17 protein-coding genes are annotated in these 26038 nt (G+C 71.6%); 15 read left to right on the top strand and 2 right to left on the bottom strand.

Going from position 1 to position 26038, the window contains the following annotated elements:
• The first annotated feature begins 56 nt into the window (after positions 1–56).
• The 3 genes from CLV67_RS28575 to CLV67_RS28565 are packed head-to-tail and all read left to right on the top strand — an operon-like array spanning position 57 to position 6236.
• Positions 57–1952, top strand: a complete 1896-nt coding sequence (locus tag CLV67_RS28575; protein ID WP_106323805.1) for a VMAP-C domain-containing protein — start codon at positions 57–59, stop codon at positions 1950–1952.
• Positions 1945–2943 carry an AAA family ATPase gene (locus tag CLV67_RS28570; RefSeq protein WP_239166549.1) on the top strand — a complete coding sequence of 333 codons (999 nt, stop codon included), beginning with the start codon at positions 1945–1947 and terminating at the stop codon, positions 2941–2943. The genes CLV67_RS28575 and CLV67_RS28570 overlap by 8 nt, the downstream gene beginning before the upstream one ends.
• Positions 2940–6236 (top strand): SAV_2336 N-terminal domain-related protein, encoded by a 3297-nt coding sequence (locus CLV67_RS28565; RefSeq protein WP_106323803.1) that lies wholly within the window; start codon positions 2940–2942, stop codon positions 6234–6236. The genes CLV67_RS28570 and CLV67_RS28565 overlap by 4 nt, the downstream gene beginning before the upstream one ends.
• An 83-nt stretch (positions 6237–6319) precedes the next feature.
• On the opposite strand, the gene CLV67_RS28560 is transcribed toward CLV67_RS28565, so the two are convergent.
• A complete protein-coding gene (locus tag CLV67_RS28560) occupies positions 6320–11335 on the bottom strand; it encodes a WD40 domain-containing protein (protein WP_170154034.1) in 5016 nt (1671 codons plus the stop codon).
• Positions 11336–11640: 305 nt separating this feature from the next.
• On the opposite strand from CLV67_RS28560, the gene CLV67_RS28545 reads away from it, so the two are divergent.
• From CLV67_RS28545 to CLV67_RS28495, 11 genes are all read left to right on the top strand, one after another.
• A complete protein-coding gene (locus tag CLV67_RS28545) occupies positions 11641–13482 on the top strand; it encodes an SCO2524 family protein (RefSeq protein WP_146169320.1) in 1842 nt (613 codons plus the stop codon).
• Position 13483: 1 nt separating this feature from the next.
• Positions 13484–14413, top strand: a complete 930-nt coding sequence (locus CLV67_RS28540; protein ID WP_106323793.1) for an SCO2523 family variant P-loop protein — start codon at positions 13484–13486, stop codon at positions 14411–14413.
• Positions 14410–15438: an SCO2522 family protein gene (locus CLV67_RS28535; protein WP_106323791.1), complete on the top strand. Its 1029-nt coding sequence runs from the start codon at positions 14410–14412 to the stop codon at positions 15436–15438. The genes CLV67_RS28540 and CLV67_RS28535 overlap by 4 nt, the downstream gene beginning before the upstream one ends.
• Positions 15419–16369 (top strand): SCO2521 family protein, encoded by a 951-nt coding sequence (locus tag CLV67_RS28530; RefSeq protein ID WP_106323789.1) that lies wholly within the window; start codon positions 15419–15421, stop codon positions 16367–16369. The genes CLV67_RS28535 and CLV67_RS28530 overlap by 20 nt, the downstream gene beginning before the upstream one ends.
• A gap of 334 nt (positions 16370–16703) precedes the next feature.
• Positions 16704–17504, top strand: a complete 801-nt coding sequence (locus CLV67_RS28525; protein WP_106323787.1) for a GNAT family N-acetyltransferase — start codon at positions 16704–16706, stop codon at positions 17502–17504.
• A complete protein-coding gene (menC, locus tag CLV67_RS28520; protein WP_106323785.1) occupies positions 17501–18640 on the top strand; it encodes an o-succinylbenzoate synthase in 1140 nt (379 codons plus the stop codon). Before CLV67_RS28525 ends, menC begins: the two co-directional genes overlap by 4 nt.
• 62 nt (positions 18641–18702) lie before the next feature.
• A complete protein-coding gene (locus tag CLV67_RS28515) occupies positions 18703–19074 on the top strand; it encodes a YciI family protein (protein WP_106323783.1) in 372 nt (123 codons plus the stop codon).
• 29 nt (positions 19075–19103) lie between these two features.
• Complete coding sequence (locus tag CLV67_RS28510) at positions 19104–20321, top strand: RNA polymerase sigma factor (RefSeq protein WP_106323781.1); 1218 nt, start codon at positions 19104–19106, stop codon at positions 20319–20321.
• Positions 20322–20376: 55 nt separating this feature from the next.
• On the top strand, positions 20377–20979 hold the full coding sequence (locus CLV67_RS28505) for a DUF2975 domain-containing protein (protein ID WP_106323779.1): 603 nt from the start codon (positions 20377–20379) through the stop codon (positions 20977–20979).
• Positions 20979–21206 (top strand): helix-turn-helix domain-containing protein, encoded by a 228-nt coding sequence (locus tag CLV67_RS28500; protein WP_106323777.1) that lies wholly within the window; start codon positions 20979–20981, stop codon positions 21204–21206. The genes CLV67_RS28505 and CLV67_RS28500 overlap by 1 nt, the downstream gene beginning before the upstream one ends.
• Before the next feature lie 31 nt (positions 21207–21237).
• Entirely contained in the window at positions 21238–21585 is a 348-nt protein-coding gene (locus CLV67_RS28495; RefSeq protein WP_106323775.1) for a hypothetical protein, read from the top strand.
• Here the strand turns inward: CLV67_RS28495 and CLV67_RS28490 are convergent.
• A complete protein-coding gene (locus CLV67_RS28490; RefSeq protein ID WP_239166548.1) occupies positions 21567–24368 on the bottom strand; it encodes an FAD-binding and (Fe-S)-binding domain-containing protein in 2802 nt (933 codons plus the stop codon). The two genes, CLV67_RS28495 and CLV67_RS28490, sit on opposite strands and share 19 nt — an antisense overlap.
• 237 nt (positions 24369–24605) lie before the next feature.
• Here CLV67_RS28490 and CLV67_RS28485 point away from each other — a divergent pair, with 237 nt between their 5' ends.
• On the top strand, positions 24606–25676 hold the full coding sequence (locus CLV67_RS28485; RefSeq protein WP_146169319.1) for a hypothetical protein: 1071 nt from the start codon (positions 24606–24608) through the stop codon (positions 25674–25676).
• Positions 25677–26038 lie beyond the last annotated feature (362 nt).

The raw sequence follows: 26038 nt of genomic DNA, 5'->3' as shown, positions 1-26038 counted from the left end.
TGCCGGGGCACTACGGTTGCACGAAGGGTCACCTCACCGAAGCGGAGGGCCACGGGGTGCGTGAGAACGGCATGTCCCGTCCGGCCGTCGTCACGTACCTCATCGAGCATCTGAAGAAGTGCCTGGTGCTGATCGACGGGCTGAACAGGGGCAGCGGCTTCTTCATCGCTCCCAACACGATCGCCACCTGCGCGCACGTGGCCGGTCCGGCCGGGGCCGCGGTGACGGTCGTCTTCGGGGAGCGTGAATTGCCGGGGGTGGTGCGGTGGGCCTCGGCTCCGGACCGGGAGAACCGGGTGACCCCGTACCCGGATGTGGCGATCGTTGAAGTTGATCTTCCGGTCGGCACCCATTACTCGGTCCTGCTGGACGATCACCGTCCGGCCTCGAACACCGAACTGGTCGCCGCCGGGCACTCCAGAGCGGTCACCGGCTCGTTCGCGCCGCTGACCACCTTCTACACCCATCGCGGCGAGCACGCGGAGTTCATCAGGCTCACCGACGACGTGGTCGCGCCCGGCATGTCCGGCGGGCCGGTGCTCAACACCGTGACCGGTGGCGTCTGCGGCATCACGAAGGCCGCCAGCCAGCGCGGACAGCCGGCGGCCGGTGGCTTCGCGGTCCCGGTCCGCGCGCTGCGTGAGGTGATGCCCGCGGAACCGTACCGGGGCCTGCGCCGCGAGCACGACGGGTTCCACAGCGCCAATCGCACCTGGACCAACCTGGCAGACCAGCTGGTAGACGACGATCCCGCCGTGGTTCCCGGCTGGGCCGAGCGGGAACTGCGCCGGATCCTCGGGATGCTGCCGCCGACCGGGCACGACGAGCATCACGACGACTACCTGGCGATCGCCCGCGACCGGGCCGTCACGGTACGGCATCGGCTGCACGACCATGGTGACGTGGTCGCCGAGCTGGCCGGGCTGGCCCCGCCGGACGACCGGTTCCCGCACGTCCTGGCGTACGCCCTGCACCGTTCGCGGTCGGCCGGTGACACGATCGCCGACCGGCTCACCCAGTGGGCGCTGATGGCCGCGCGGACGCCGGAGGACCGGGAACTGGTGCGGTCCCGGTCGGACTCCACCGCTCCCGCGACGGCGCCGGTGCTGACCTCGGTACTGGTCCACGTGCAGCCGTCGGGGGCCAACCGGCAGCGGTTCCGGTGCGAGATCTGGCGGCACGACGGCGTCAGCGTCACCCCGCTCGACATCGAGGGTCCGGACCGTTCCGTCGACGAGCTCCGCACCCACCTGCGCGACACCCTGCCGGGGCTGATCCGGGTCCGGGCCGGTGAGAAGGCGCCGATGATCGAACTGGTGCTGCCGATCGACCTGCTCGACGAGGAGGTGGAGCGGTGGTCGCGGTCCGGCCGGCGGCCCGGCAGCCTGATCGGGCAGCGCAATCCGGTGGTGGTGCGCGAGCTCGAACGGTTCGAACTGGATCCCGGCGAGCCTGAGGACGAGGAGATCCTCGCCGGCTGGCAGGCCCGCTGGGACGCCCTCGCTGGCCGGTCGCTCGGCGCCACCGTGCTGAAGGTGGACTGCGACGAGAGGCGCGACGAGACGGCGCTCTACTCCGAATTGGAGCTGCACACCGTCCTCGGCGCCATGGTGCTGCCGGACACTCCGCAGCGGCGGCCGGCACTCCGTACCGTCCTCGAAGTAGGTCTCTGGTCCGGAATCCCGATCATGGTGTGGCGCCGCGCCGGGTGCGCCGGCGAGAACGACGCCGGACACGACGACTGTGCCGGTGCCGAGCTGGCCGCCGCGGTTACCGCGGTGCTGGCCGATGCCGGCCGCGACGACGTGCCCGAGCGGATCATGCGGCTGCGCAACCAGGCGGGCGCCAGGCGTTCGGAGTGCGGTGACGACATCGTCCTGTACTGGGACGACCCACGCCGCCGGCTGGGGCGGTCGCCGATGACGACCCCGAGGGAGGGTGCGGGTGGGTGAGTTCCCGATCTATCTGGGTGAGGGTGCGGCCGACGCCGAGGGGGAACGCATCCGGCGGCGGGCCGATCCCCCGCCGTGGCGGGTCTTCGACGGCGCACCGGTGACGCCGCTGAACCGGGACGCGCCGGTCGGCCGCCGTCTGCCGGACCGGTCACGGGTCGCGCCGTACCACCCGGACGAGGCGACCGTACGGCTGGTGAACGTGGCCCTGCACCTGCGCCGCCCGCTGCTGGTCACCGGCGATCCGGGCACCGGCAAGTCGACCCTGGCCTACGCGGTGGCGCACGAGCTGCGGCTCGGCGGCGTGCTGCGCTGGGCGATCACCAGCCGGTCGACGCTGGTCTCCGGGCTCTACCACTACGACGCGGTGGGGCGGATCGAGGAGGCGAGCACCCGGCCGGAGGAGGAGACGGCGGACATCGGCCGGTTCCTGCGCCTCGGGCCTCTCGGCACCGCGTTCGCGCCGTACGACCTGCCCCGCGTCCTGCTCATCGACGAGATCGACAAGGGTGACATCGACCTGCCGAACGAGCTGCTCGACATCTTCGAGATCGGCGAGTACGGCATCCCCGAACTCGAACGCATCGCCGAGGGCACTCCGGAGGTCCGGGTCCGTCCCGCCGACGACGGCGACCGGGTGACCGTCAGGGACGGCCGGGTGCGCTGCCGGGAGTTCCCGTTCGTGGTGATGACCAGCAACGGTGAACGCGAGTTCCCGCCCGCCTTCCTGCGCCGGTGCATCCAGCTGCACCTGGCCCAGCCGGACGCCGAACGGCTGCGCGCCATCGTCGGGGCGCACCTGGGTGAGGAGGCGCTGGCCGCGTCGGAGGGTCTCATCACCGACTTCCTGTCCCGCCGTGAACACGGGCAGCTCGCCACCGACCAGCTCCTCAACGCCGTCTACCTGCTGCATCAGGCCGGCGGCTTGGGACAGGCCGACCACGGCAAGCTCGTCGAGGTGGTGTTGCACGAACTGAACGGGCCGGTGTGACCGCCTCGATCGACCGGCTGCTCAGTGTCCTTCGAGCGTCCGGCGTCGACCTGACACCGGCCGAGGTGGCCGAGGCGTTGTGGCTGGCCGGACGCGTCGACCTGTCCGGTCTGGCGCCCGGACCGGCCGTCACGACACCCGGGGCCCCGGCCGATCCACCGCGGCGGCCGGAGGAGCGGGTGGAGCTCCGGCTGCCGGTGGAGCCCGAGGCGCCGGATCCCGGGGCGCCCGGAGAACCCCCGTCGGCCGACGGTCCGGGCGAGGCACCCGCCCCCGACGGTCAGGTGACGTTCGCGGCCGTGCCCGGGCGGCCGCTGCGCTTCCGTACCGCCGAGGCCCTGCCGCACAGCGGGCGGACCATGCACGCGCTGCGGCCACTCAAACGGCAGCGGCTCTCGCCCCGGAGGGTCGCCCTCGACGAGGAGGCCACGGCCCGGCAGATCGCCGAACGCCGGCTGTGGACGCCGGTCTGGCGGCCCGCGCCGGAACGCTGGCTGCATCTGACGCTGGTGCTCGACGACACCTCGGTGAGCGGTGTCTGGCACCGGCTCGGCCAGGAGGTCCGCACCATGCTGGAACGGCTCGGCGCGTTCCGGACCATGCGGGTGGTCCACCTCGGACTCGGCGACGACGGCGAGGTGCGGGTGACCCGGCCCGGCGGCGCACGGCGATCACCGCCGAACCTCGCCGACCGGCCCGGCGACCACCTCGTGCTGCTGCTCGGCGACTGCGTCGGTACGCCCTGGCACGACGGCCGGATGTCGCGGCTGCTCGGCCGGTGGAGCCGGAGCGCGCCGGTCGCGGTCCTGCAGCCGCTGCCCGAACGACTGTGGAGCCGCACCGGGCTGGCGCCGCTGCCCGGCCGGCTGTTCGCACCGCGTGCCGGTGCGCCCGCGTCGGCGTACTCCTTCGTCTCGGCGCGCAGGCGCCGCAGGCTCCCGGACGGCAGCGTCCCGGTTCCGGTGCTGGAGATCCACCCGCGCTGGCTGACGTCGTGGGCACACCTGGTGGCCGGCCGGACGGCGGGCGGCATCGACGCGGTCGTGACGCCCGCCGGCGAGGTGGCCCGGCCCCGCCGGACCACGGCCGGACCGTCGGCCGAACCTGCGGCCGAGCACCGGATCCGCGACTTCCGCGCCGGGGCGTCGGCTCCGGCGTACGAGCTGGCCCGCTACCTGACCGTGGCGCGACCGCTGAGCCTGGCCGTGATGCGGCTCATGCAGACCGTCATGCTGCCCGGATCCCTGCCGTCGAACCTGGCCGAGGTGCTCTACGGCGGTCTGCTGCGGCCACTCGAAGCGAGCGGGGCGGGCGCCGACGAGCAGCAGTTCGAGTTCCTGCCGGGCGTGCGGCACGTGCTCCGCGAGTCGCTGGAGGCCGGCGTTCCCGACCTGGTGCACGCCGCGGTCTCCGGCTACCTGGAGCAGCATCCGGAGCGCACCGGCGCGCTGTTCACCGCCCTCGCCTCGCTGCCGCGCGACGGCCGGGACGTTCCCGGCGCCGCGGAGGCCTTCGCCGGGATCGACGCCGAGGTCCTGAGACGGATCATCGGCGGTACGGGCGGCACCGCCCTCCCGGTGCGCCGGGCCCGCGAGCAGCTCACGGTCCTGCATCTGCACGGCCCTGCCACTGCCGTCGAGGTGGCGCCCGACCTGGTCGTGGTGACCGGTGGTGTGGCCGATCGGGCCACGCCCGGCGAGTACCGGGCCGCCCACGCGCGCCTGGAACGGTTGCGGGCCGGGCTCGGACTACCGCCGGGACGCATCGTCGTGGTGCCCGGCCCCTCCGACGTCAACGAGGGCCGGTGCCGCGCCTACTTCCGCGATCAGGAGGCCGACGGACTCGAACCGGTGCCGCCGTACTGGCCGAAATGGGAGCCGTTCGCAGCGCTCACCGGCCAGCTGCCCGGCGGCACACCCTTTCAACAACATCAACCCTGGCAGCTGTACGAGTTCCCGGCCCTCCGCACGGTCGTCGCCGCCCTCAACTCGACGATCCCGATCAGTCATCTGCCGGGCGAGCGGCACGGCGGCCTCGGCACGGCGCAGGTGACGTGGTTCGCCGACCGCCTGCGTGACCACGCGGACCGCGGCTACCTGCGCATCGGCGTGGTCCACCACGATCCCGTGCTGGCCACGGCGCTCGCCCCGCACCTGGACGTGATCCTGCACGGACAGGACAGCGGCGTGCACGAGCTGGAACTCACCGGGGTGCCGGCCGTCGGCGCGCCGGAGGGGGCACAGCTGGTCGAGCTGCGACCGGGTGCCCTGCGGGTGTCCGGCGGCGGACGGACGAGGACGTACGCCTTCGGCGACCACTGGTGGCTGACCGGCGACGACCCACCGGCCGCACCGCCCGTCTCCGGTGCTCCCGTGGGCGTGGAGCGGACCGACCTGCTGGGCCGGGTGGCCGCGGCATACCGGGCCCGTCGCCCCGACGTGCCACTCGCCGAGCAGCGGCCGCCGGAATGGCCGGACGGCTACCTGATCGTCACGCCCTCCGGTGAACGGCGCTGCGCCGGTGTCTTCGACGGCGACCCGGACGCCGACGTCGTGGAGCGGTTCGTGGCCGAGGTCGTGCGGCGGGAACGGCCGAACGGGGACGCCGCACTGGTCTGCCGGCGCCCGGCCGACGCGACACTGGAACACCGGGCGCTGGACCGCGGCGTACGGGTGACCGGCCTCGCGGAATTCCAGATCGGCGACCACCTGCTCGACTTCGTGCGGGAGCAGGCCGGGCGACTCGCCGCCCACCCCCGCTACCGGCCCGAGCTCTACCTGTCTCCGGCAGCGGGTGACACCGATCTGCTCACGCTGCTGCGAGCCCGGACGGCCAGGCCCGGCGGCGGCATCATCGCGGTGAGCGGCGACTCCGGCACCGGCAAGTCGTTCCTGCTGAGGGAGCTGGCCCGAGTACTGCCCACCGGTGACGATCCCGTCGTGCCGATCCTGCTGGACCCGCCGGAACGCGGCCGGCGGGCACCGCTGGACGAGCTGATCGCCGCCCGGCTGGTCCGCGGCGGCGCGCGTGAGGTCGACGCGGGGCACATCCGATACCTGCTGGCCGAGGGCCGGTTCGTGCTGCTGTGCGACGGGCTCGACGACATCGGCGTCCCGTCCGGGTACGACTCGCCGAGGCCGTGGCCGATCCCTGCCCTGGACGGGTTCACGCCCTGGATGGTCCTGGTCAGCCGGAACGAGTCGCTGCTCGGCGAGGCCTGCGCGGCGTACCCTGCCGACCGGGTCCATCGCGTCCGGCTGGACGGGTCCGGCGCGGCGGAGATCCTCGGGTAGGGCGCGGCTCGCCGGGGACTCTCCGAGCGACGAGATGGCCGCGCCGGCCCGCCGGATCCCCGATCACCCGGGGTGAACCGGGATCACCAGAGTGGTTCGCCGGGCGGCGCGGGCTTCAGATCCGGGATGTACGGGTCCAGGTCGCCCGGCTCGAAACGGCACATGCCGATCGCGTACCAGAACTCGTCGCCCAACCGCCCGTTGAGAACGTAACGCTGGTCGTGGAGCAGGACGGCGGACCCGTGCTCGGCCAGCGGCACCAGGACGGCGTGCGGGGTGGGCCGGCTGGTGTCCCAGATCCTCACCGCGTGGTCGCCGCCCGCGGTGGCCAGGCAACGGCCGTCCGGGCTGTAACTCAGCGAGCGGATCCAGCCGGGCTGGCCGGTCAGCGTGTGGGTGGGCCGTCCGGTGTTGGTGTCCCAGATCCGGATCGTGCCGTCGGTACCGCCACTGGCCAGGCTGCCACCGCCGGGCGCGTAGCCGATGGCGGTGACCGCGCCGGTGTGCCCGGTCAGCACGATCGGTGGGTCGCCCACGGTGCTGCGCAGCCGGATCACGGCGTCGTCGTCGGCGCTGGCCATCTGACGGCCGTCGGGGGCGAAGGCGATCGCCCGGACGGTTCCGGTGTGTCCGGACAGGTTCTGCAGGTCGCGTGAGGGCAGGTGCCAGATGCGGATGGTGCCGTTGCTCCCGCCGCCGACCACGAACTGGCCGTCCGGGGTGAAGGCGACGGTACGGAACGCCACGGCGATGTACGTGCTCGTCCCACCGGCGAAGATGCGCGGGTCCTCGGCGGCGGTGACGTCCCAGAGCCGTACCGTGCCGTCGGCGCCCGCACTGGCCAGGTAGCGCCCGGCCGGGTCGAAGGCGATCGCGTGCACGATCCCGCGGTGGCCGGTCAGGGGCGTTCCGGCCGTACCGGTCACGGTGTTCCAGATCCGGATGGACCCGTCGCCGCTCGCGGTGGCCAGCAGGCGGCCGTCGGCCGTGGTGGTGACGGCGGTGACGGCCGGGTCGGCCGGTCCGGGTTCGCTCAGCACCCGCGGCGGTGAGCCGGCCGCCGGGTTCCACAGGCGTACGGCGCCGTCACTCGAGCCGACCGCCAGCCAGGGGTCACCGGGCCGGGCCGAGAAGCACAGCGTCAGCGCGTCGTAGCCGCCGGTCCGCAGCGTCCGTTCCGGCCGGCGATCGGCGGTGTCCCAGATCCGGACCGTACGGTCGGCGCCCGCGCTGGCCAGATTCCCCCCGTCCGGGTAGTACGCGAGAGTGTGGACCCGCCCGGCGTGGCCGGTCAGCGGCCGCAGCGGGGCGCCGGCGTGGCTGTCCCAGATCCTGATGACGCCCTCGTCGCCGGCACTGGCCAGCCGCCGCCCGTCCGGGTGGAAGGCGAGCGCGCGGATGCACTGGGTGTGGCCGGTGAGCCGGTGGGCGACGGTCTCGCCGGCCACGTCCCAGACGAGCACCCGGCGGTCGTCGCTGGCGCTGGCGATCCGGAGGCCGTCGGGGTCGTACGCCAGCGCGTGCACCGTGCCCGTGTGGCCGGTGAGGGTGTAGACGGCCTGGCCGGTGCCGGGGTCCCAGACGCTGACCGCCTCGTCGTCACCGGCACTGGCCAGGTGCGTGCCGCGCGGCTGATAGGCGAGCGCGTGGATCCGCCCGCCGCCGGTCCGCACGGTCCGTACGCCACGGCCGCCCGCGGTGTCCCAGATCCGGATGTCCTCGTCGTCGCCCGCGCTGGCCAGGTGTTTGCCGTCCGGGCTGAACGCGAGCGCGCGGATGCGTCCGCTGTGCCCGACGAGGGTCTGCGCCGGACGGCCGGAGGTGGTGTCCCAGAGGCGGACCGTCTCGTCGTCGCCCGCGCTGGCCAGGAACCGTCCGTCGGCCGTGAACGCGATCGCCCACAGCGGCCCGGTGTGCCCCGGCAGCACCCGCAGCGGGCGGCCGTTGAGGGCGTCCCAGATCCGGATCACGCCGTCCGCACCGGCTCCGGCGAGCAGTTTCATCCCCGAGACCACGGCCACCGCCTGAATCACCGCGGAGGACGCGACCTGCGGTTCCGGCACGCCGCCGGGCAGCGCCGCACCGAGCGTGTCGGCGTTGCGCAACGCCTCCTCGTCGACACCGGCGGCGGCCACCAGGGCGGCCCGCCGCAGGCGTACGCCGTGGAGCACCGCGCCGGTGAGGTCGGTGCCGAGCAGGCGCGCGCCGCCAAGTTCGGCGCGGGTGAGGTCGGCGCCGCGCAGCGTGGCCCGGTCGAGCCGGGCGCCGGTGAGGTTCGCGGCGATCATGGTCGCGTCCGTGAGGTTGGCGCTGACCAGGCTGGCGTCGGTGAGGTCGGCCTCGCTCAGGTCGACGCCGGCCAGGAATCTCGCCGACAGGTCCTCGCCGCGCAGGTCCAGCCCGGCCATGTTCAGCGGCGACGCCGACCCGTCCACGCCGAGGAACCGCAGCACCTTGACGGCGTTGCTCCCGACGACCCGCGAGGTGGGACGACCGGCCAGGATGCCCTCGGCCCAGGCCTGCATCCGTTCGGCGCCGGCCAGCCCGCAGAGGAACTCGATCATCAGCGGCTGCCACTTGTGGCCGATGAGACCGTCGGTGGCGATACCGCCGGGCGACTGGGCGGCGAGATGGTTGGCGATCAGCCACTCGCGGACCGAGTCGTGCACGAAGGCGAATCGCTCGTCGCCGGACCGGACCAGCAGCGTGCTGGAGCCGAGCACGTGGGCGCTCTCCTGCGGTTCGAGCGCGGCACCGGCGTGGACGTCGCCGGTGGTGGTCAGCTGGGCCAGGGCGGCCGCCGCGTCGCCGAGGTCCTCCAGACTGAGGCTGCCGTCCGGCTGGTCCCAGAGCCGCAGCGCCAGGTGCGTCACGGCCTTCAGCAGGTCACCGGCGTCGGGCGCGTCGGGGCCGAGCCGCTGCAGCCGGCGGGCCTCGTAGTCGAGCCATCTGAGCAGGACCTTGCGGTAGAGCTCGGCGGCGTTGATCGGACCCGCGGCCGACCCGGGCAGGTCCTCGCCGAGTTCGGTGATGAAGCCGAGCATCCGCGGATTGCGGGAAAGCGGCAGCAGTTCCTTCACCGTGCGCAGGAGTTCGAAGCGGGTCCGGGCGTTCTGCGGGTCGCGCAGCTGGTTGGTGAGGAAGGCGACGATCTGCTCGTCGTCGAAGTTGCCGATCCGGACCACCTGCCGGTCGGTGCCGAGCTGGGCGCCGAGCGCGGTCAGCACGTCGGCGTCGGTCAGGAAGTGCTGGTCGCGGCTGGTGACGATGACCTTGGCGTGTTCCTCGGCGGCCTGGACGATGGTGTCCAGGTGGTTCGTGGCGCGGTCGTAGCTGACCCGGGTGGCGAGTTCGTCGAAGCCGTCGAAGAGCAGGGTGATCCGGCCCTCGCGGCGCAGGTAGCGGAACACGTCCAGGTCGACCTGCCGCTGACCCTGCCGGTAGAGCTGGACCGCGACGAGCTCGTCCAGGCTGTACGCCTTCTCGAAGCCGCGCAGGTCGATCAGGATCGGCATGGTCCGGGACGCCTCCCGGGTCATCCGGCGGGCCAACTCCTTGAGCAGGAAGGTCTTGCCGTGGCCGAACGTCCCGAGCACCACCACGAGCCGTCCGCGGGGTGTCCCGACCCAGTCCCGCAGCCAGGCGAGCAGGTCGGTGGCGGGCGGCGCCTCGGACGGGGCCGCCGGTGGGGGCAGGAACTCGGTGAACCGCTGCGGCACGTAGAGGTCGGGGCGGTAGACCGGGTCGTTGTTCAGCTCGTCGGCCTGGTTCTTCGCGAAATGGACCAGGTACGGGCCGACCTGGTAGTCGGAGAACGGTACGAGTTCGACCCCGCGGCTCTGAGCCCAGGCCTGCAGCTCCGGGGCGGCGGCGTCGCCGTCGTGCACGAGTTTCGCGGGGCTCTCCGACCCGCCGGTCCGGAAGCGGGCCAGCACCTCGACGAACCAGTCGACGTCCTCCGTGGCCGGCGGCGCGGCGCACACGCCGACCGGGTGCTGCTCGGCGGACCCGCGGTCGCTGTGGTTGCGGGCCGGCGACACCCGGAGGTAGGCGACGTGTCCCGAGTCCTGCCGGGGCACCGGGACGACCTCGGCGCCCTTGTTGCGCAGCCGGCACACCTCGGCCACCCGGGCGGTGAGCCGTCGCAGGGCTGCGGGTGCCTCCGGCTGCCGGGGCCGCGGGATCGACCGGCGCGGGAAGGGGTGCGGCAGGCGGATCGGTTCGGCGCCGGGAAGCACGCGTACGTGTGAGGGCCGGACCTCGATGAGCTGCCAGGCGCCGGAGCAGCCGAGCACCGGCACACCGGTGCCGCCGTCGCCGCCGATCCGGGTCACGGCCGGTCCGTCCGGCTGCCCGTGCAGGACGAGGTCGAGGTGCTGGCCCAGCGTGTCGGCGAACCGGCCGCCGTCGGAGATCGCGCCACCGCCGGTGACCGCGCCGCCGTCGGTGACCGCGCCGCCGTCGGTGACCGCGCCGCCGCCGGTGACCGCGCCGCCGCCGGGACGGTGGTGCATCACGCCGATCCGGAGCCGGTCCCGGCGGCCGGGTGCGTTCAGTTCGTCGGCGAACCAGTCGATCTGGGCGTCACCGAGAGAGCCACCCTGCCGGTCCGGCTCATGGGTGATCGTCATGGTGGAGTTGAAACCGGCGACCACCACGCGCTGGTTCGGGTGTTCGGTGAGGGCCCAGGGCTGGTCCTTGGGCAATTCCGTGCCGTGGAATCGGCGCAGCATCGTGGAGAACGGCTGCCACTTCTCCCAGAAGGGTGGCACCGGCTGGGCCTCATCGGCCTCGCACTGCAGGAAGTACGCCTCGCACTTACCCCGGTTGACGTCGCGGCTTCCGGGAACAAGAATTATCTGCTCGCTCTCGAGGCCGAGCGCATCCCGGAGCGCGGTCAGGAACTGATGTGCGCTCTCGTATTCGGCGGACGTCGCCCGATCGGCGAGATTTCCCGTGATCATTATCAGGTCGGGTACGACGGCCCCACCGGACCGTCCGAGATCATCGAGAAGCCCGGCGACAAGATCACGCGGAGCGGGCGTCCCCGGAACCGGGGACCGCATCATGGCCAGGAAGTCCCGGCAGTGCAGGATCACGATCGGGGATGAGGCGTAAACCGGCGTTCTCCCCACGTGCGGGAGCCCTCTCCGGAGCGTCGAGACTTCCGGAGCGATCTCGGACGGCCATGCGAGTCACGAGACTATCAACCATTGATGATCCATTACAGACACCTTCCCTTAGATGGACTAAGAGGTTAATGTCCCTAATGTTCGGGGGTCCCTGCCGAACGGATCGCGGGATATGCTACGGCCCAGCAGTCGGGTGATTACCTGGGCGTCGCGCGGCGATATGACGCTGCGATGAGCAATGACCAGGATGAATGAATGGTGGTTGCCGACCGATGAGACTTCAGCCCCGCCAGGAATTGCTGTCGGTGTGGAAAGCGATCTCGAAGTATTGTGGTCCCGCGCAGTCGTTCAAGTGGGACGACCGTGGCGGCAGCAACTCCATCAGTGACGCCGAGCTGCTCCTGTGCCTGCTGCTCCCCCCGCAGAAACTGCTCGACATCCGCTACGACCGGCCGGACCGGACCAAGGACGACGTCTCCATCGCGCTCGCCGGGTTCGGCGGACCGGTCGAGATCCCGCAGCGCATCGTCGGCCTGATCGGGACGTACATGGCGAAGTACGTCGATCAGAAAACCCAGCTGCCGATCTTCTCCGGCGGCAACTACCTGACCACCGAGCCGGGTGACGAGACGTTGCCTGCCCCCGAGCAGCTCGACATCGAGGTGGTGGACTCGTTCTCCACCTCGATCGTGCTCTGCACGGCGGTGCTCCGCTTCCTGCGGGGTTACCGCCCGCAGGTGCAGCGCAAGGCGTACCTCGAGGAGATCGCCGAGGTCGAGGCGGCCGCCCAGAGACGGCTCACCGCCGCGATGGCCGGGCTCCAGCGGAGCTTCACCATCAGCGTCTTCCCGGCCGACAGCCCGGGCGGCCGGATCATGCGGGAGAACGCCTACCCCGGCACGAACCACCCCGACGCGGTCGCCCGGATCCGCAACGCGCTCCGGTCGGTCATGGCCGGCCTTCCCGAGATCGGCATCAACACCGACCAGGTGGAGGACCTGCTGGAGAACCCCGACAAGCTGTTCGAGTGCGGCTGGTCCTGGGGCGTCGTGCAGGGGTCCGAGCAGGTCAAGACCTCCTCGGGGGTGTACTCGCAGCCGGGCCTGGCCGAGCCCTTCCCGTACCTCTACTTCACGGTGGTGGCGGTCGACGGCATCCGCGACCTGTTCTCCCAGGAGACCCGGCTGCTGGGCCTGCTCAACGAGGAACAGCAGGCCATGTCGCGTACCCTCCAGCTGCAGTGGGACGTGGCCCAGCGGTACTGGTCGACGATCGCCACCCTGGGTGACCAGAGATGGCCGGTCGAGGAGCTGCCCTGGCGTACCACGGCCGAGGCCGAGAGCGACTACTACAGCCTCCTGGTCCTCTCGCTGGTCCGGCACTCGCTCGGTGACGAGAACGCGCCGCTGGCCGACCTGTCGCGCGTCACCCGGGTGCTGGAGGACCTGGCCGACCGCGGACGTGTCCGCCGCCGCGCACTCACCAACGACCCGGCACTCGATCTGCACCAGCCGGGCCGCTGGGTCCGGCTCGAGGGCGCGGAGCAGACCAGCGCCGGCGCCCCGCGCGTCGGCTGGCGTCTCGGCGAGCTGTCGAGCCTGCTGTTCGGGCGGGCGCTCGCGCTCGCCGGGCAGGTCAACGACGCCGAGGAGCAGACCAGACTGCTGAACCTGGCCGACGACGTCTGGCGGCACCTGGAGCGGCGGCGGCTGCGTGAGGGGCCGGGCACCGACCTCTGGGACGACCCGGCGAACGTCTACCCGAGCCTGAGCCACCGCGACGCGCCGAGCTGGTACCACACCACCCGCGTGGTGCAGTGCATGGGCACCGCGGCCGATCTGATCCTGAACGACCCACCACCGGGCCCGAACATGACGCGCTTCGCCTCCGAGCTGCTGGCCGAGGCCGAGAACGTCTTCGACAAGGAACAGCTGCGGGGCTCGGGCGAGGCCGGTCCGGCGCTGAGCGCGAGTCTGACCCGGCAGGCGACCAGCATGCGCCGGGCGCGCCAGATGATGCGGACCCATCCCGGCACGGCGACGGCCCATCTGCTGGAGGTCCTCCGCGAGCTGGACAAGCTCTCCGCGGCTCGGGAATTCCAGGCTGGGGACTAGGGTGCTGGTCTTCGCGGCCTCCGACAAGGGTGGCACCGGAAGGTCGGTAACCAGCTGCAACGTCGTCTATCGCAGCGCGCTCGCCGGCTCGAACGTCTGTTACCTCGACTTCGATTTCGGATCCCCGACGGCCGGGTCGATCTTCCAGATAACCGACGCGGCGCGCGGGGTCCGCAAGGGCGGTCTCCACTCGTACCTGCTCGACACGAACGTGGCACCGACCGGTGAGGCGAAACGCATCGACGTATGGAGCCGGTCGGCGCGGGCGAGCCTGCGGCAGCGACCACCCGGCTCCGGCAAGCTGATGCTCTTCCCCGGTGACGAGGACGGCGGCGAGTTCGGGCCGGACAAGGAGGCGCTGCGCCGGTGCGTGCACCTGTTCCAGGCACTCGACGAGGAGTTCGACATGTGCCTGATCGACCTGAGCGCCGGCCGGTCGTACGCGACACAGCTCGTGCTGGAGGCGACCGCCGACCCGGCCCTGCGGGGCGTCACCGCGCGGTGGCTGGTCTTCCACCGGTGGACCCGTCAGCACATCCCGGCGGCGGGCGGCCTGGTCTACGGCCCGAACGGCATCCTCGAGGTCGGGGTGGACGCCGGGCACGACCGGGAGCGGCTCCGGGCGGCGATCAAGTTCGTCCGTACCGCCGTGGTCGACCCTGACTCGGTCGAGCTGAGCGGACTTCGCCCGGCACAGGTCGCCTGGCTGCGCGACTGTGACGAGGACCTGCGGAACCTGGCCGCCACCTGGCAGGTCGGCCGGAGCGCGGTGATCGGCACGGTTCCTCTGGACCCCGTGCTGCAGTGGCGGGAGCAGCTCATCTCCGACGACGACGTGGTCGCCCGGGACATCGCCAACAGCTCGACCGTGGAGGCGTTCGGCGAACTGTCCCGCCGACTCGCCGTCGACGACGACTGGATCGGCGCATGAAGGCACACGCCGAGTTCTTCGAATCCGCCGCGGACGCCCGGGTCGAGTCCGTCCCGCTCGCCAACCTCTCCGTCGAACTGGGCCACTTCTACGCCGAAGATCTGCGCGAGGACGAGGACTTCTTCGTCGACCACTTCCGGCGGATCGGCATCTGGTACGCGGCGGCCCGTTCCGCCTATCACGGCGTGACGCCCAAGGGCCGGCCGCGGATCAGCACCTGTCTCCTGGTCGACGACTACTTCGACACCGTGGAACCGCCCGCCGTGCTGGTGCCGAAGCTGCTCACCGCCGCGCACAAGGCCGGTCTGGAGATCGACTACGTCGTCCGTGAGTCGGGGTGCGCCGACCCCGTGCCGGCGCACTCCGATCCGGAGTCCACCGAGGCCGGCCTGTCGCCGGCCGCACTGGTCGAGGCGCGGCTGCTGGACGATCCTCCACCGGGCACGACCGGCGCCCGCCCACCGGCCCGCGAGACCGGCTGGCTCTGCAACGGGCAGAGGTCCGGCGGATCCAACGGCACCGGCCAGGAGGCGATGAAACGCGCCACCGCCGGATGGAGCCCGCCCGCGGAGAACGCCGCCGTTAACCACTCGATCTTCGCCGACATCGAGCTCTGGAGGGAGGGCCCCGACGGCAGGCTCTGGTCGTGCGCGATGCTCGCGACCGCGTGGCAGCTGCTCCGGCTGGGCGTGCTGCGCGACAAGGGCCGCCGGGTCGCGTCGCCGCAGCCGATACCGGCCGACCTCCCGGACAACTGGCGGGCCCTTCCCCTGATCCTGAGGGTCAACGAGCGCGCGGCGCCATTCAGCGCCTACCGGGCGATGACCATCTGCTCGCCGAAGTTCCAGCCGATCGAGAACGCCGTACGGACGATCATGCAGCAGGTGGCGGTGGATCCCGCGGTACTGACCCAGATCACCGAACGGGCCGAGGGCGAACAGCTCACGCTGCCGTCCAAGGTGATCGACCGGCTCGAGTACCTCTTCGTCGATACGGGTCCGGTGCGTGGTGCTGGTCCTGGGTGAGGTGCAGACGACCGCGCTGCGGCACTCCGGCGGGATCCCCCAGGGATTCGCCGAGGCCGCTCTCGCCCTGACCGCCGGCGAGCGGGTCAGGGTGTCGGAGCGGCCGATCAGCTACGCGGTCAGCCCACGGACCTACACCGGCGTGGACTGCACCATCGAGGCCCGCTCGGGCGCCAAGGTACGCGGGGTGGGCACGCTGATGGGCCGGGCGAGCCTGACCGGCGGCCGGGTCCTGCAGTGCTCGGTCGTCGCCCGGCTGGAGCCGGTCCCCGGTGGCCACCGGCGGGCCTGGTCGCACTACCTTGCACGGCTCGGGGTGGTGGAGACGCTGGGCCGGACCGACATACCCGGGACGGCCGCCGCGCACCTGTCCGCCGACCGCAGCGTCTCGACCATGGGCATGGGCGCGTTCTGCGGCGGGCTGGTCGGCAGGATCCAGAAATCGCCGGTCCTGGACCAGCAGCTGCCCCTGCGGGTCCGCCGGACGGTGCTTCGCTGGGCCGCGGTGGTCAACGAGGACGCCGAAGACCCCAAAGTGCTTTTCACCGTACGGGAGGACGGCCTGCGCGAGATCAAGCTCGAGCTCGCCGCCCCCGGCGCGATCGACGGCCTGCTCGACCTGTTCGAAGACCTCGCCCTGCATGACTGGTTGCTGACAGCGCTGCTGTCCGTCATCGAGCAGAGTCGGATAGGTGTGGAACAGCCAGCGCAGAGCGTGGTCCGGCTCCGGCCCGCCGTCGATCACCTGCTGCACCTCTGGATGCCCGCGGCCCGCCTCGACGAGTTCGGGCAGTCCGCCTGGAAGGCACTCGAGAGCCGGCCCGGACTGACCAGACAGTGGGACGCCTCGGTGAAGCGGATCCGGGACCAGATGGCGATGGCGGCGGCCCTCGTCGACCGGCAACCGGAACGGGCGCAGTTGTTCCGCTGAACAGGAGTTTCGTGCAACCACATCGGAAGACTGTCACGCTATAGGTGGACAGCCTGATTTATCAATTAGGTCAGGGTATGCACGTGCGTGATCATTGCCCCGAGAGGTGCTCGCTGTGCTTTCGTGCGCAGGGCGCGCTATTTCGTATCGGTGGTGTCCCGACTCACCCAGGCCTGTACGCTTGTTAAGCCGCGTCCTTCTCGGTACGGTCCGCTTCGGTTTCAAGCAGAACGGCGAACGGGCAAGTGAATCGCAGCCCGCTATTCGGGCTACGAAGGAACCCGTCGAGTTCAGCGTGGGGCCGGAGGTGGCGGTGGCAAGGGCAGGAGGCGCCGTGGAGCAACGGCGAACCGCTTACGGTGTGACGCACGCCGACGTGGTCGAGCTCCGGTCCGCGGAGCACCTGGAGGCTGCCGCCGAACTGCTCCGGGGTGTGTGGCAGGCACGCACCGACGCCGAGCGCATCGAGGTCATCAGCACCACGCTGCTGCGCTCGCTCAGTTACTCCGGCAACTACGTGCACGGGGTGTTCGACGGAACGGACCTGATCGGCTGCGCCGTGGGCTGGATGGGATCGAGCAGCTCCGGCCCGCCCGACCACCTGCACTCCGACATCGTGGGGACCCGGGCCAGCGACGGCGGCATCGGGTATGCGATGAAACGCCACCAGCGCCGGTGGGCCCTGAGCCGCGGCCTGGGAAAAATCCGCTGGACCTTCGATCCGCTCGTGGCCCGCAACGCGTACTTCAATCTATGCAAAGTCGGAGCCGTGGTCACGTCGTACCAGCCGGACTTCTACGGCCGGCTCAACGACGGCGTCAACACCGATCAGGCCACGGACCGGCTGGTACTGGAGTGGGACCTGCGGGATCGGTGGGCCGAGCAGGCACCCGAGGAGGGACACTCCCGTGTCCGGCGGCACGCCGTCGTACTGCCCGGGGCCGAGGTGATCTCGGTGCCCGAGGACGTCAACGCCCTCCGGCAGACCGACCCCGGACTCGTCCGGAGGGAACGTGTCGCCGTGCGTGAACGTTTCCAGTCCCTTCTCGAGCAGGGCTTCTGGGTCGCTGGGATGAGCGAGCGGCGCGAGTACGTGCTGCTGCCCCGACAGGTCGCACCGGTGTTCGAGGCATGAGGATCACGGGCGTCCAATTCCGGTGGGTGCACCTGCCGCTGGTCACACCGTTCAAGACCTCGGTCTTCACCGAGTACCACCGGGAGGCGCTGCTTATCGAGCTGCGCACCGCCGAAGGCATGACCGGCTGGGGTGAGTGCGTCGCCATGCCCGACGGGATCTACTCGTCCGAGAGCATGGAGAGCGCCGCCGAGGTGCTGCGCGACCAGCTCATCCCGATGACCCTGGAGCTGGGCGACAAGGTCACGGCTGAGGCGGCCAGGGCGGTCTTCACCGGAGTGGACGGCCATCCGATGGCCAAGGCGGCGCTGGAGATGGCTCTTCTGGACGCCCAGCTCCGCCACAGGGACACGTCGCTGGCGACCTATCTCGGCGCCACCCGGAAGGCTGTCCCGGCCGGTGTCTCGGTCGGCATCATGCCCATGGACGAACTGCGCGAGACCGTCCGGCACTACTGGTTCGAGAAGCAGTACAAGCGGATCAAGATCAAGATCGAGCCAGGCTGGGACGTGGAACCGGTCCGGATGATCCGCCGGCTGCTGGGCGACGACGCTCCCGTCCAGGTGGACGGAAACGGCGCGTACACCCTGGACGACGCCAAGAAGCTCGCGGAACTCGACAGGTACGGCCTCGTCATGATCGAGCAGCCGCTGGCCACGAACGACCTGGAGGGCCACGCCGAACTGGCACAGACCCTGCAGACACCGATCTGCCTGGACGAGCCCATCACCAGCACCGCGGACGCACTCGACGCCATCGGCCGGGGTGCCACCGCGATCCTCAACATCAAGCCCGGCCGGGTCGGCGGTTACCTCGAGGCGAAGGACATCCACGACGTCTGCGGCCGTAAGGTACCGCTCTGGGTCGGCGGCATGCTCGAGACCGGACTCGGCCGCGCGGCGAACGTGGCCCTCGCTGCGCTGGAGCACTTCACCCTGGTGGGTGACCTGTCCGCATCGGAGCGCTTCTACAAGCGGGACATCACCGACCCGATCGTGATGCACAACGGCATGATCCAGGTCCCCACCCGGCCCGGCATCGGCGTCGAGCCGGACCCCGAGGCACTGGACGAGGCGACCAAGGACGTCGAGACGATCCTGGGCACACCGGAAATGGTGGCGAGCCGGCGGAACTGACGATCCGGCCGGTCCTCGTTCGTCATGGGAGTGACAACTTCGGCGAAACGAGGAGATCAGCGATGCGGTACGCGGTACTCATGCACCACCAAGAGCCGGCCGAGGGCGAACTGAGCGACGAGGTCGTCGCCGAGGCGATGCGGGCGTTCGACATCTACGCCAAGGCGCTCCACGAGGCCGGCGTCCTGCTCGCGGCGGAGGTGCTGCAGCCCACGGAGGCGTCGAGCACGGTCGTCAACCGGGACGGGGCGGTCCGGGTGCAGGACGGCCCGTTCGCCGCTACGAAGGAGGCGCTGGCCGGCCTCTTCCTGATCGACGTCCCGGACCTGGACGCGGCGATCAGCTGGGCCGGCAAGTGCCCGGCCGCCCAGTGGGGCACCATGGAGATCCGCCCGGTGGCCACGTCGTTCCTCGACGGCGGATGGACGCGCTGAGGCGACGAGCGGAGACGCTGGGACGGCGGATGGACACGCTTACCGGCAGCGGAGCGCGGGCGGCCGAGCTGGCCGCCCGCGACAGCTACGGCCGGTTGCTGGCGCTGCTGTCGGCAGCGTCGCAGGACGTCGCGGCGGCCGAGGACGCGCTGGCGGACGCGTTCGAGCAGGCGGTGCGCACCTGGCCCGGCCAGGGCGTTCCGGTCGCACCGGACGCGTGGCTGCTGACCGTCGCCCGCAACCGGCTCAGGGACCGCTGGAAGTCCGCCGAGTTCCGCCGGACCGTAGTTCTCGACACCGACCGGGACACGCCGATCCACCTCGACGACCTGGACGTCGACGCGATCCCGGACCGGCGGCTCGAGCTGATGCTGGTCTGCGCCCACCCGGCGATCGACCGGGCGATGCACACGCCGCTGATGCTCAACACCGTGCTGGGCTTCACCGCCGAACAGATCGGCCGGGCCTTCTCGGTCCCGGCCACGACGATGGCGACACGGCTCGTACGGGTGAAGAAGCGCATCCGGACCACCGGGATCCCGTTCCGGCTGCCGGACCGCGACGACCTGCCGCCCCGGATGGCGGCCGTGCTCGAGGCCGTCTACGGCGCCTACGTCATCGACCGCACCGAGACCGGCCCCGAGGCGCTGCACCTGGCCGAGGTGCTGGCCGGGTTGGTTCCGGACGACCCGGAGGCGCGCGGCCTGGCGGCTCTGGTGCAGCTGTCCGCTGCCCGGGCGGCGGCGCGCACCGGCCCGGACGGGCGGTTCGTGCCGCTCGGCGAGCAGGACCCGCAGCGCTGGGACCGGCGGCTGATCGGGCGCGCCCACGAGCATCTGCGGGCGGCGCACGCACGCGGCAGGCTGGGCCGGTTCCAGGTGGAGGCCGCCATCCAGGCGCTGCACTGCACGGGTGCGCCTGACGTGCGTACCCTCCTGAATCTGCATTTGATCCTGCAGGACCTGGCGCCGTCGCTGGGTGGTGGAGTGGCGCTCGCGGCGGTGACCGCCGAGGCCGAAGGCCCGGCGACCGGGCTGGCCCGGCTGGACGCGCTGCTGGCGGAGACGGGCGAGGCGGCGTCGCGTTTCCAGCCGGCCCGGGCGACCCGCGCGCATCTGCTGGCACGCCTGGATCGCCGCGACGAGGCCATGGCGGAGTACGACCTGGCGATCGCCCTCACGGCCGACCCCGCCGAGCGCGCGCACCTGCGGGATCTGCGCGGTCGCGCCGGGTCAGCCGAGGGTTGACGCCGCCTTATCGTTTATTGATAATCGAGATATCGATAAACGATAAGGAGACGCGATGAACCTGCTCAGGACACTGCGCCGGCCCGACTGGATCGATGAGCTGCACGGACTTCTGCTGCTCGGCACCGTGCTGACCGGCGCCGGTGGCGTCGCCGCCGTCATCGCCACGCTGGCCGGCCAGCCGATCGAGGTCGAGGTGGCGACCGAGACCGCGCTCCGCCCCGACGCCCTCACCGGCGCCCCGGCCGGGGTGGTCCTCGGTGACTCCCTCGTCCTGGACGTCACCGATCCGACCGCCGCACAGCTGGGCTGGGCACTTCTCGCCACGCTGCCCCGGTTCGTGCTGATCACCGCCACGCTGGCACTGCTCTGGCGGGCGATCGGCCGGGCCCGCCGCACTGATCCCTTCCGGTCGGGCCTGGCCGCCAGCCTGCGTTCACTGGGTATCCTGCTGATCGGCGGCGGGCTGTTCGCGTGGGTGGCCGAGGTGGTCGCCCGGTTCGGGCTGAGCGCCACGGTCGACGTCGGCGGCACCTACACGACGCTGGACCTCACCGTGCCCGCGGTGTGGCTGTTCTTAGGAATCACCCTGCTCGCGGTCGGTGAGATCGTGCGCCGCGGCCAGGAGATGCGCGCCGACCTCGACGGGGTGGTCTGATGCCACCCGAGGAGGCGCACCGGGTCTCGGTGCACATCGAGAAGCTGCTGGCCGAGCGCGGGATGACGCTGACCGAGCTGTCCGCCCGCGTGGGGATCACCCTGGCCAACCTGTCCAACCTCAAGAATGGACATGCCAGGGCCATCCGATTCAGTACGCTCACCGCGCTCTGCGACGCGCTGCAGTGCCAGCCCGGCGACCTGTTCACCGTCGAGCCCGACTCATGACACCCTGGTGCCCTACCGATGGAGGGTGCTCATGTCCGCGTTCGGGCCCGCGTTGTTCGTGTCACGCGCCGACGGTGCGGCTATGTCCGAGGACGAGCAGGCGGCGGTCCTCGCGCTGGTGCGGGACGCCGCCGTCCGGCTGCGGCTGACGAACGACGAGCGGAAACCTGCCGCACCGCGCGTCTACGACTACGACGGATACGAGCCGCTGGCGCTCGGTGTGCTGCTGTACTCCGGTTACGGATACCGGCACATGCCCGACGAGATCCGCAAGGACCAGGACGAGGCGTGGGCGGCGCTGGGTGACCGGGTCGCCGCCGAGATCGACAGGGCGGCGCCCGGCCTTTACCGCTGCACCACCTACGCCGTCGAGGACTGAGCCGTCCGGCGGTCGTGGATCCGCTGCTGGAGGAGCTGGACCAGGTGGATCCCGGAGACGCCGGCCAGGTCGTCGGCCTGGGTGCGGCACGAGAAGCCGTCGGCCAGCAGGATGTCGCCCTCCTCCGCCTTCTCCAGCGCGGGCAGCAGCTGCTGCTCGGCAACCTGCACGGACACCTCGTAGTGGCCGCGCTCGACACCGAAGTTGCCGGCCAGGCCGCAGCAGCCGCCGAGCCGTTTGACGGTCGCGCCGGCCTTCTTGAGCAGCTTCGCGTCGGCGTCCCAGCCCATCACGGCGTGGTGATGGCAATGTGGTTGCGCGATCACCCGTACGCCCTCGAGGGAAGGTGGGTCGTAATCGGGAGTGGCGGCGAGCAGCTCGGCCACCGTCACCGTCGCCTCGGCGACCGCGCGGGCGGCCTCGTTGTTCACCAGCTCGACGGCGTCCTGCCGCAGCACACCGGTGCACGACGGCTCCAGCCCGACGATCGGGATGCCCTGCTTCGCGGCCTCGTGCAGCTCGGCGACGGTGCCGCCGAGAATGCGCCGGGCCGCGTCGAGCTGGCCGGTGGAGATCCAGGTGAGACCGCAGCAGGCCTTGCGGCTGGCGACGCGCGGGGCGTAACCGGCGTCGACCAGCACGTCCACGGCCGCTTGCGCGATCTCCGGCGAGAAGTGGTCGGTGAAGCTGTCGACGAACAGGATCACCGGTTTGCCGGTCTCGACCGGCCGGAACGACGACCGGAACGTCTTCGGGGCGAACGCGGGGATGTTGCGGCGCTTGTCGACGCCGGCGATCCAGAGGGCGATGCCCTTGACCCCCGGCAGGCTGGTGGCCAGGTTGGCGAGCGCCGGCATCTTCGACGCGAGCCGGGACCAGCGCGGCAGCCAGCCGAGCGAGTAGTGTGACCGCGGCCGCAGCCGGCCCTTGTAGGCCTGGTGCGTGACCTCGGACTTGTAGGCCGCCATGTCGATCCCGGTCGGACAGTCCGACGCACAACCCTTGCAGGAGAGACAAAGATCCAGCGCATCGTGTACGGCCGGCGAGCGCCAGTCCGGTGCCAGGTCTCCGTCCAGCATCTCCTGGAGAACACGGGCGCGCCCCCGGGTCGAGTCCTTCTCGTCCTTGGTGGCCAGGAAGGACGGGCACATCACCCCGCCGAGCACCCTGGTGTCGACGCGGCACTTGCCGACGCCGGTGCACCGGTGCACGGCCTGGTTGAAGTCGCCGTCGTCGTGGTGGTAGGCGAGCGCCAGCGGAACGGTCACCTTCCGGGCCTGGGAGACGCGGATGTTGGCGTCGACCGGGTCGGGGTCGACGAGGTTGCCCGGGTTGAGCAGGTTGCCCGGGTCGAAGGCGCCCTTGATCTGCCGGAACAGGCCGATCGCCTCGGGTGAGTACATCCGGGTGAGCAGCTCGGAGCGGGCCCGGCCGTCGCCGTGCTCGCCGGAGAGCGATCCGCCGTAACTGACGACCAGGTCGGCGGCGTCCTCAAGGAACGCCCGGAACAGCTGCGGGCCGTCCGGTTTGTCGAGCGGGAAGTCGAGTCGCACGTGGACGCAGCCGTCGCCGAGGTGGCCGTACGGCATGACCGAGAGCCCGTGCCGGGCCGTGAGATCGTCGAAGTCACGCAGGTAGGCGCCGATCCGCGCGGGCGGGACCGCGGCGTCCTCCCAGCCGGCGTGCGCGGGCAGGCCGCTCGGGGCGCGCCCGGCCAGGCCGGCGCCGTCCTCACGGATCTTCCACAGCGGGGCGGCCTCGGCGACGTCCTCGACGATCCGGTGGTCGACGGCCTCGGCGGCCTTCACGAGGCGGGCCGTCCGGTCGCGGACGTCGTCGAGGTCGTCGCCGGCGATCTCGATCATCAGCCAGGCGGTGCCGGCCGGCAGCGGAGGCACCGCGTCCGGTCCCCGGCGGGAGCGGACCACGTCGCAGATGCGGTGGTCGAGGCCCTCACAGGCGGTCGGCTTGAACTCCAGGATCGACGGGATGATGTCGCCCGCGGTGCCGAAGTCGGGGTAGCCGAGCACGATCATCGTGCGGTGGATCGGGTCGGCGACCAGGCGTACCGTCGCCTCGGTGACGACCGCGAGGGTGCCCTCGCTGCCGACCAGGAACTCGGTGAGGTTGAAGCCGTTCTCCGGGAGCAGATGCTCGACGGCGTAACCGGAGACCTGGCGCCCGAAGGTGGCGAACTCGGTGCGGCCGATCGCCAGGTTGGCGCCGATGACGTCGCGGAGCCGGTCGACGGCCTTCGACTCGGCGAGCTCCTCACCCTCGATCGTGTACGCCTTCAGGCCGAGCGTGTTGTCACTCGTCCGGCCGTAGCCCAGGGTGCGCGCGCCGCACGAGTTGTTGCCGATCATGCCGCCGATCGTGCAGCGGGTGTGCGTCGACGGGTCCGGCCCGAACCGCAGGCCGTGCGGCTTGGCCGCGGCCTGGAGCACCGCCTGGACCGTGCCGGCCTGCACCCGGGCCGTGCGCGCCTCGCCGTCGACCTCGAGAACCCTGTTCATGTGGCGGCTGAAGTCGAGAACCATGCCCGGCCCGATCGCGTTGCCGGCCACGCTCGTTCCCGCTCCGCGGGCGGTGATGGGCACGCCGGTCTCGCGGCTCACCGCGAGGGTGGCCAGCACGTCGTCGTCGTGCCGCGGACGGACGATCAGCTGCGGCACGATCCGGTAGAGGGAGGCGTCACTCGCGTACGCCGACCGGTGCGCCGCATCGGTGAGGACGTCGGTGACGCCCGCCCGGAGGAGCCGGGCGGCGAGGTCGTTGGTCACGCGGGTCTCCAAGGCTGTCGTCGTGCTGGTCCGCCTTGGGCAGCGTGCGGCGGTGAACCTGCTCTGCGGACGTCGCCGCCATGTTAGTCGCCGCAGGTCGGGGCCTCTCGGGCCGCCGGTTGCGCTGTGAGATCGGCAATCGCCGGGACGCGTGTTGGCAAAGCGACAATGGGGCGATAACCTCCGTGCTCGTACACACAAAATGATTCATATTCGAGGCGCCGCTAGGAGACGCGTGTGGGGCGGACGGAGCCTGGACCCGACGAGGGTCAGCGTCTCGCGGGGCTGAGAATCGGCGGCTATGTGGACCGGGCGAAACACCGGGCACCCGAGCCGCGCGAGAGCGGCACGCCGTTGCCGAACATCGCGGACTACTGGCCGGACGCGCCGCACCGCCTGCGCGCCCAGTGGGAACAGTTCGTGCCGGGCGCGCCCTCGGTGCCGACACTCGACCTCGACAAGACCCCCACGCCCGCGGACCGCCGGTTGCCGATCGTGCTGACCGGCGTGCTGGCACTGTCCGTGGTGGCCGGCGCGGTGCTGCTGGCCCGCCCTCTCGCCGACTCGGAGATCCGCCGGCAGCAGGAACAGGCGGCCGCCCCGGTGACGTCGGTGATCCCGGTCGAGCCGCAGATCACCGTGGCCCCGCAGCCGCCGCCTCTGCTGCTCTCCCCCACCCCGTCGCCGTCGGCCACCACCACGCCGTCGATCCGGTCGGCCCGGCTGGAGTTCGTCACCGGCGTCACCGAGCTGACCGTGCGCACCGCCGACCTCGGCGAGCAGCCCTTCGCGATCGGGTCCCCGGACGGGTCGGAAGTGCAGTCGGCCACCACGTTCACCGGCGGCGTGCTCCGGATCGAGATCCTCACCGGTGCGTCGTCCGTCGAGGTGCGGCTCAGCCAGGACATCGTCTGGCATCTGCGGCTGGCCGCCGGGGTGAAGACGGCCCGGCTCGACACGAGCTCGGGCACGGTCAGCGCCATCGACCTCGACGGCGGCGCCGAGACCTTCGACATCGTGCTCGGCGGCCTGTCCGGGGTCGTGCCGATCCGGATGGCGGGCGGGGCGAGCAACTTCCGCATCCGCACCGAGGAACGGGTGCCCGCGCGCGTCACGGTCGGTAACGGCGCCGGGAACGTGGTCGTCTACGGCGACGAGCGCGGCGGCACCGCGCCCGGGACCGTCATCGAATCGGGAGATCTCGGCAACGGTCCCGGCCTGCGGGTGGACGCCGTCGCGGGCGTCGGCTCGCTGGTGATCACCTCGGACCCCGGTGGACGCGACGGCCGCAACCGGGGACGCCGCTGACGCGTCCGCGCCCCGCCTCCCGCGCAGCGCGCCCTGCCTCCCGCGCCCCGCGCCCCGCCTCCCGCGCCCCGCCTCCCGCCTCCCGCCTCCCGCCTCCCGCCTCCCGCCTCCCGCCTCCCGCCGATCTTGTGAGGTTCGGGCTGCTGCGGCGGCACAACCTCACAAGATCGACAACCCGCCACCCGCCACCCATCACCCGGTCGCACCCCTCCCGCCCCGCATTCCGCCACCCCATCCCGCCGATCTTGTGAGATTTGGGCTGCTGCGGCGGCGCAACCTCACAAGATCGACCAGCCCGCCGCCCGCGCCGACCCACATTGCGACGATCTTGTGGAGTTCGGGCTGCTGCAGCGGCACAACCT

Source organism: Actinoplanes italicus (assembly GCF_003001815.1).
Classification (GTDB): domain Bacteria; phylum Actinomycetota; class Actinomycetes; order Mycobacteriales; family Micromonosporaceae; genus Actinoplanes; species Actinoplanes italicus.
The sequence above is the reverse complement of the archived record's forward strand: the minus strand, read 5'-3'. Positions and strand labels throughout refer to the sequence as shown.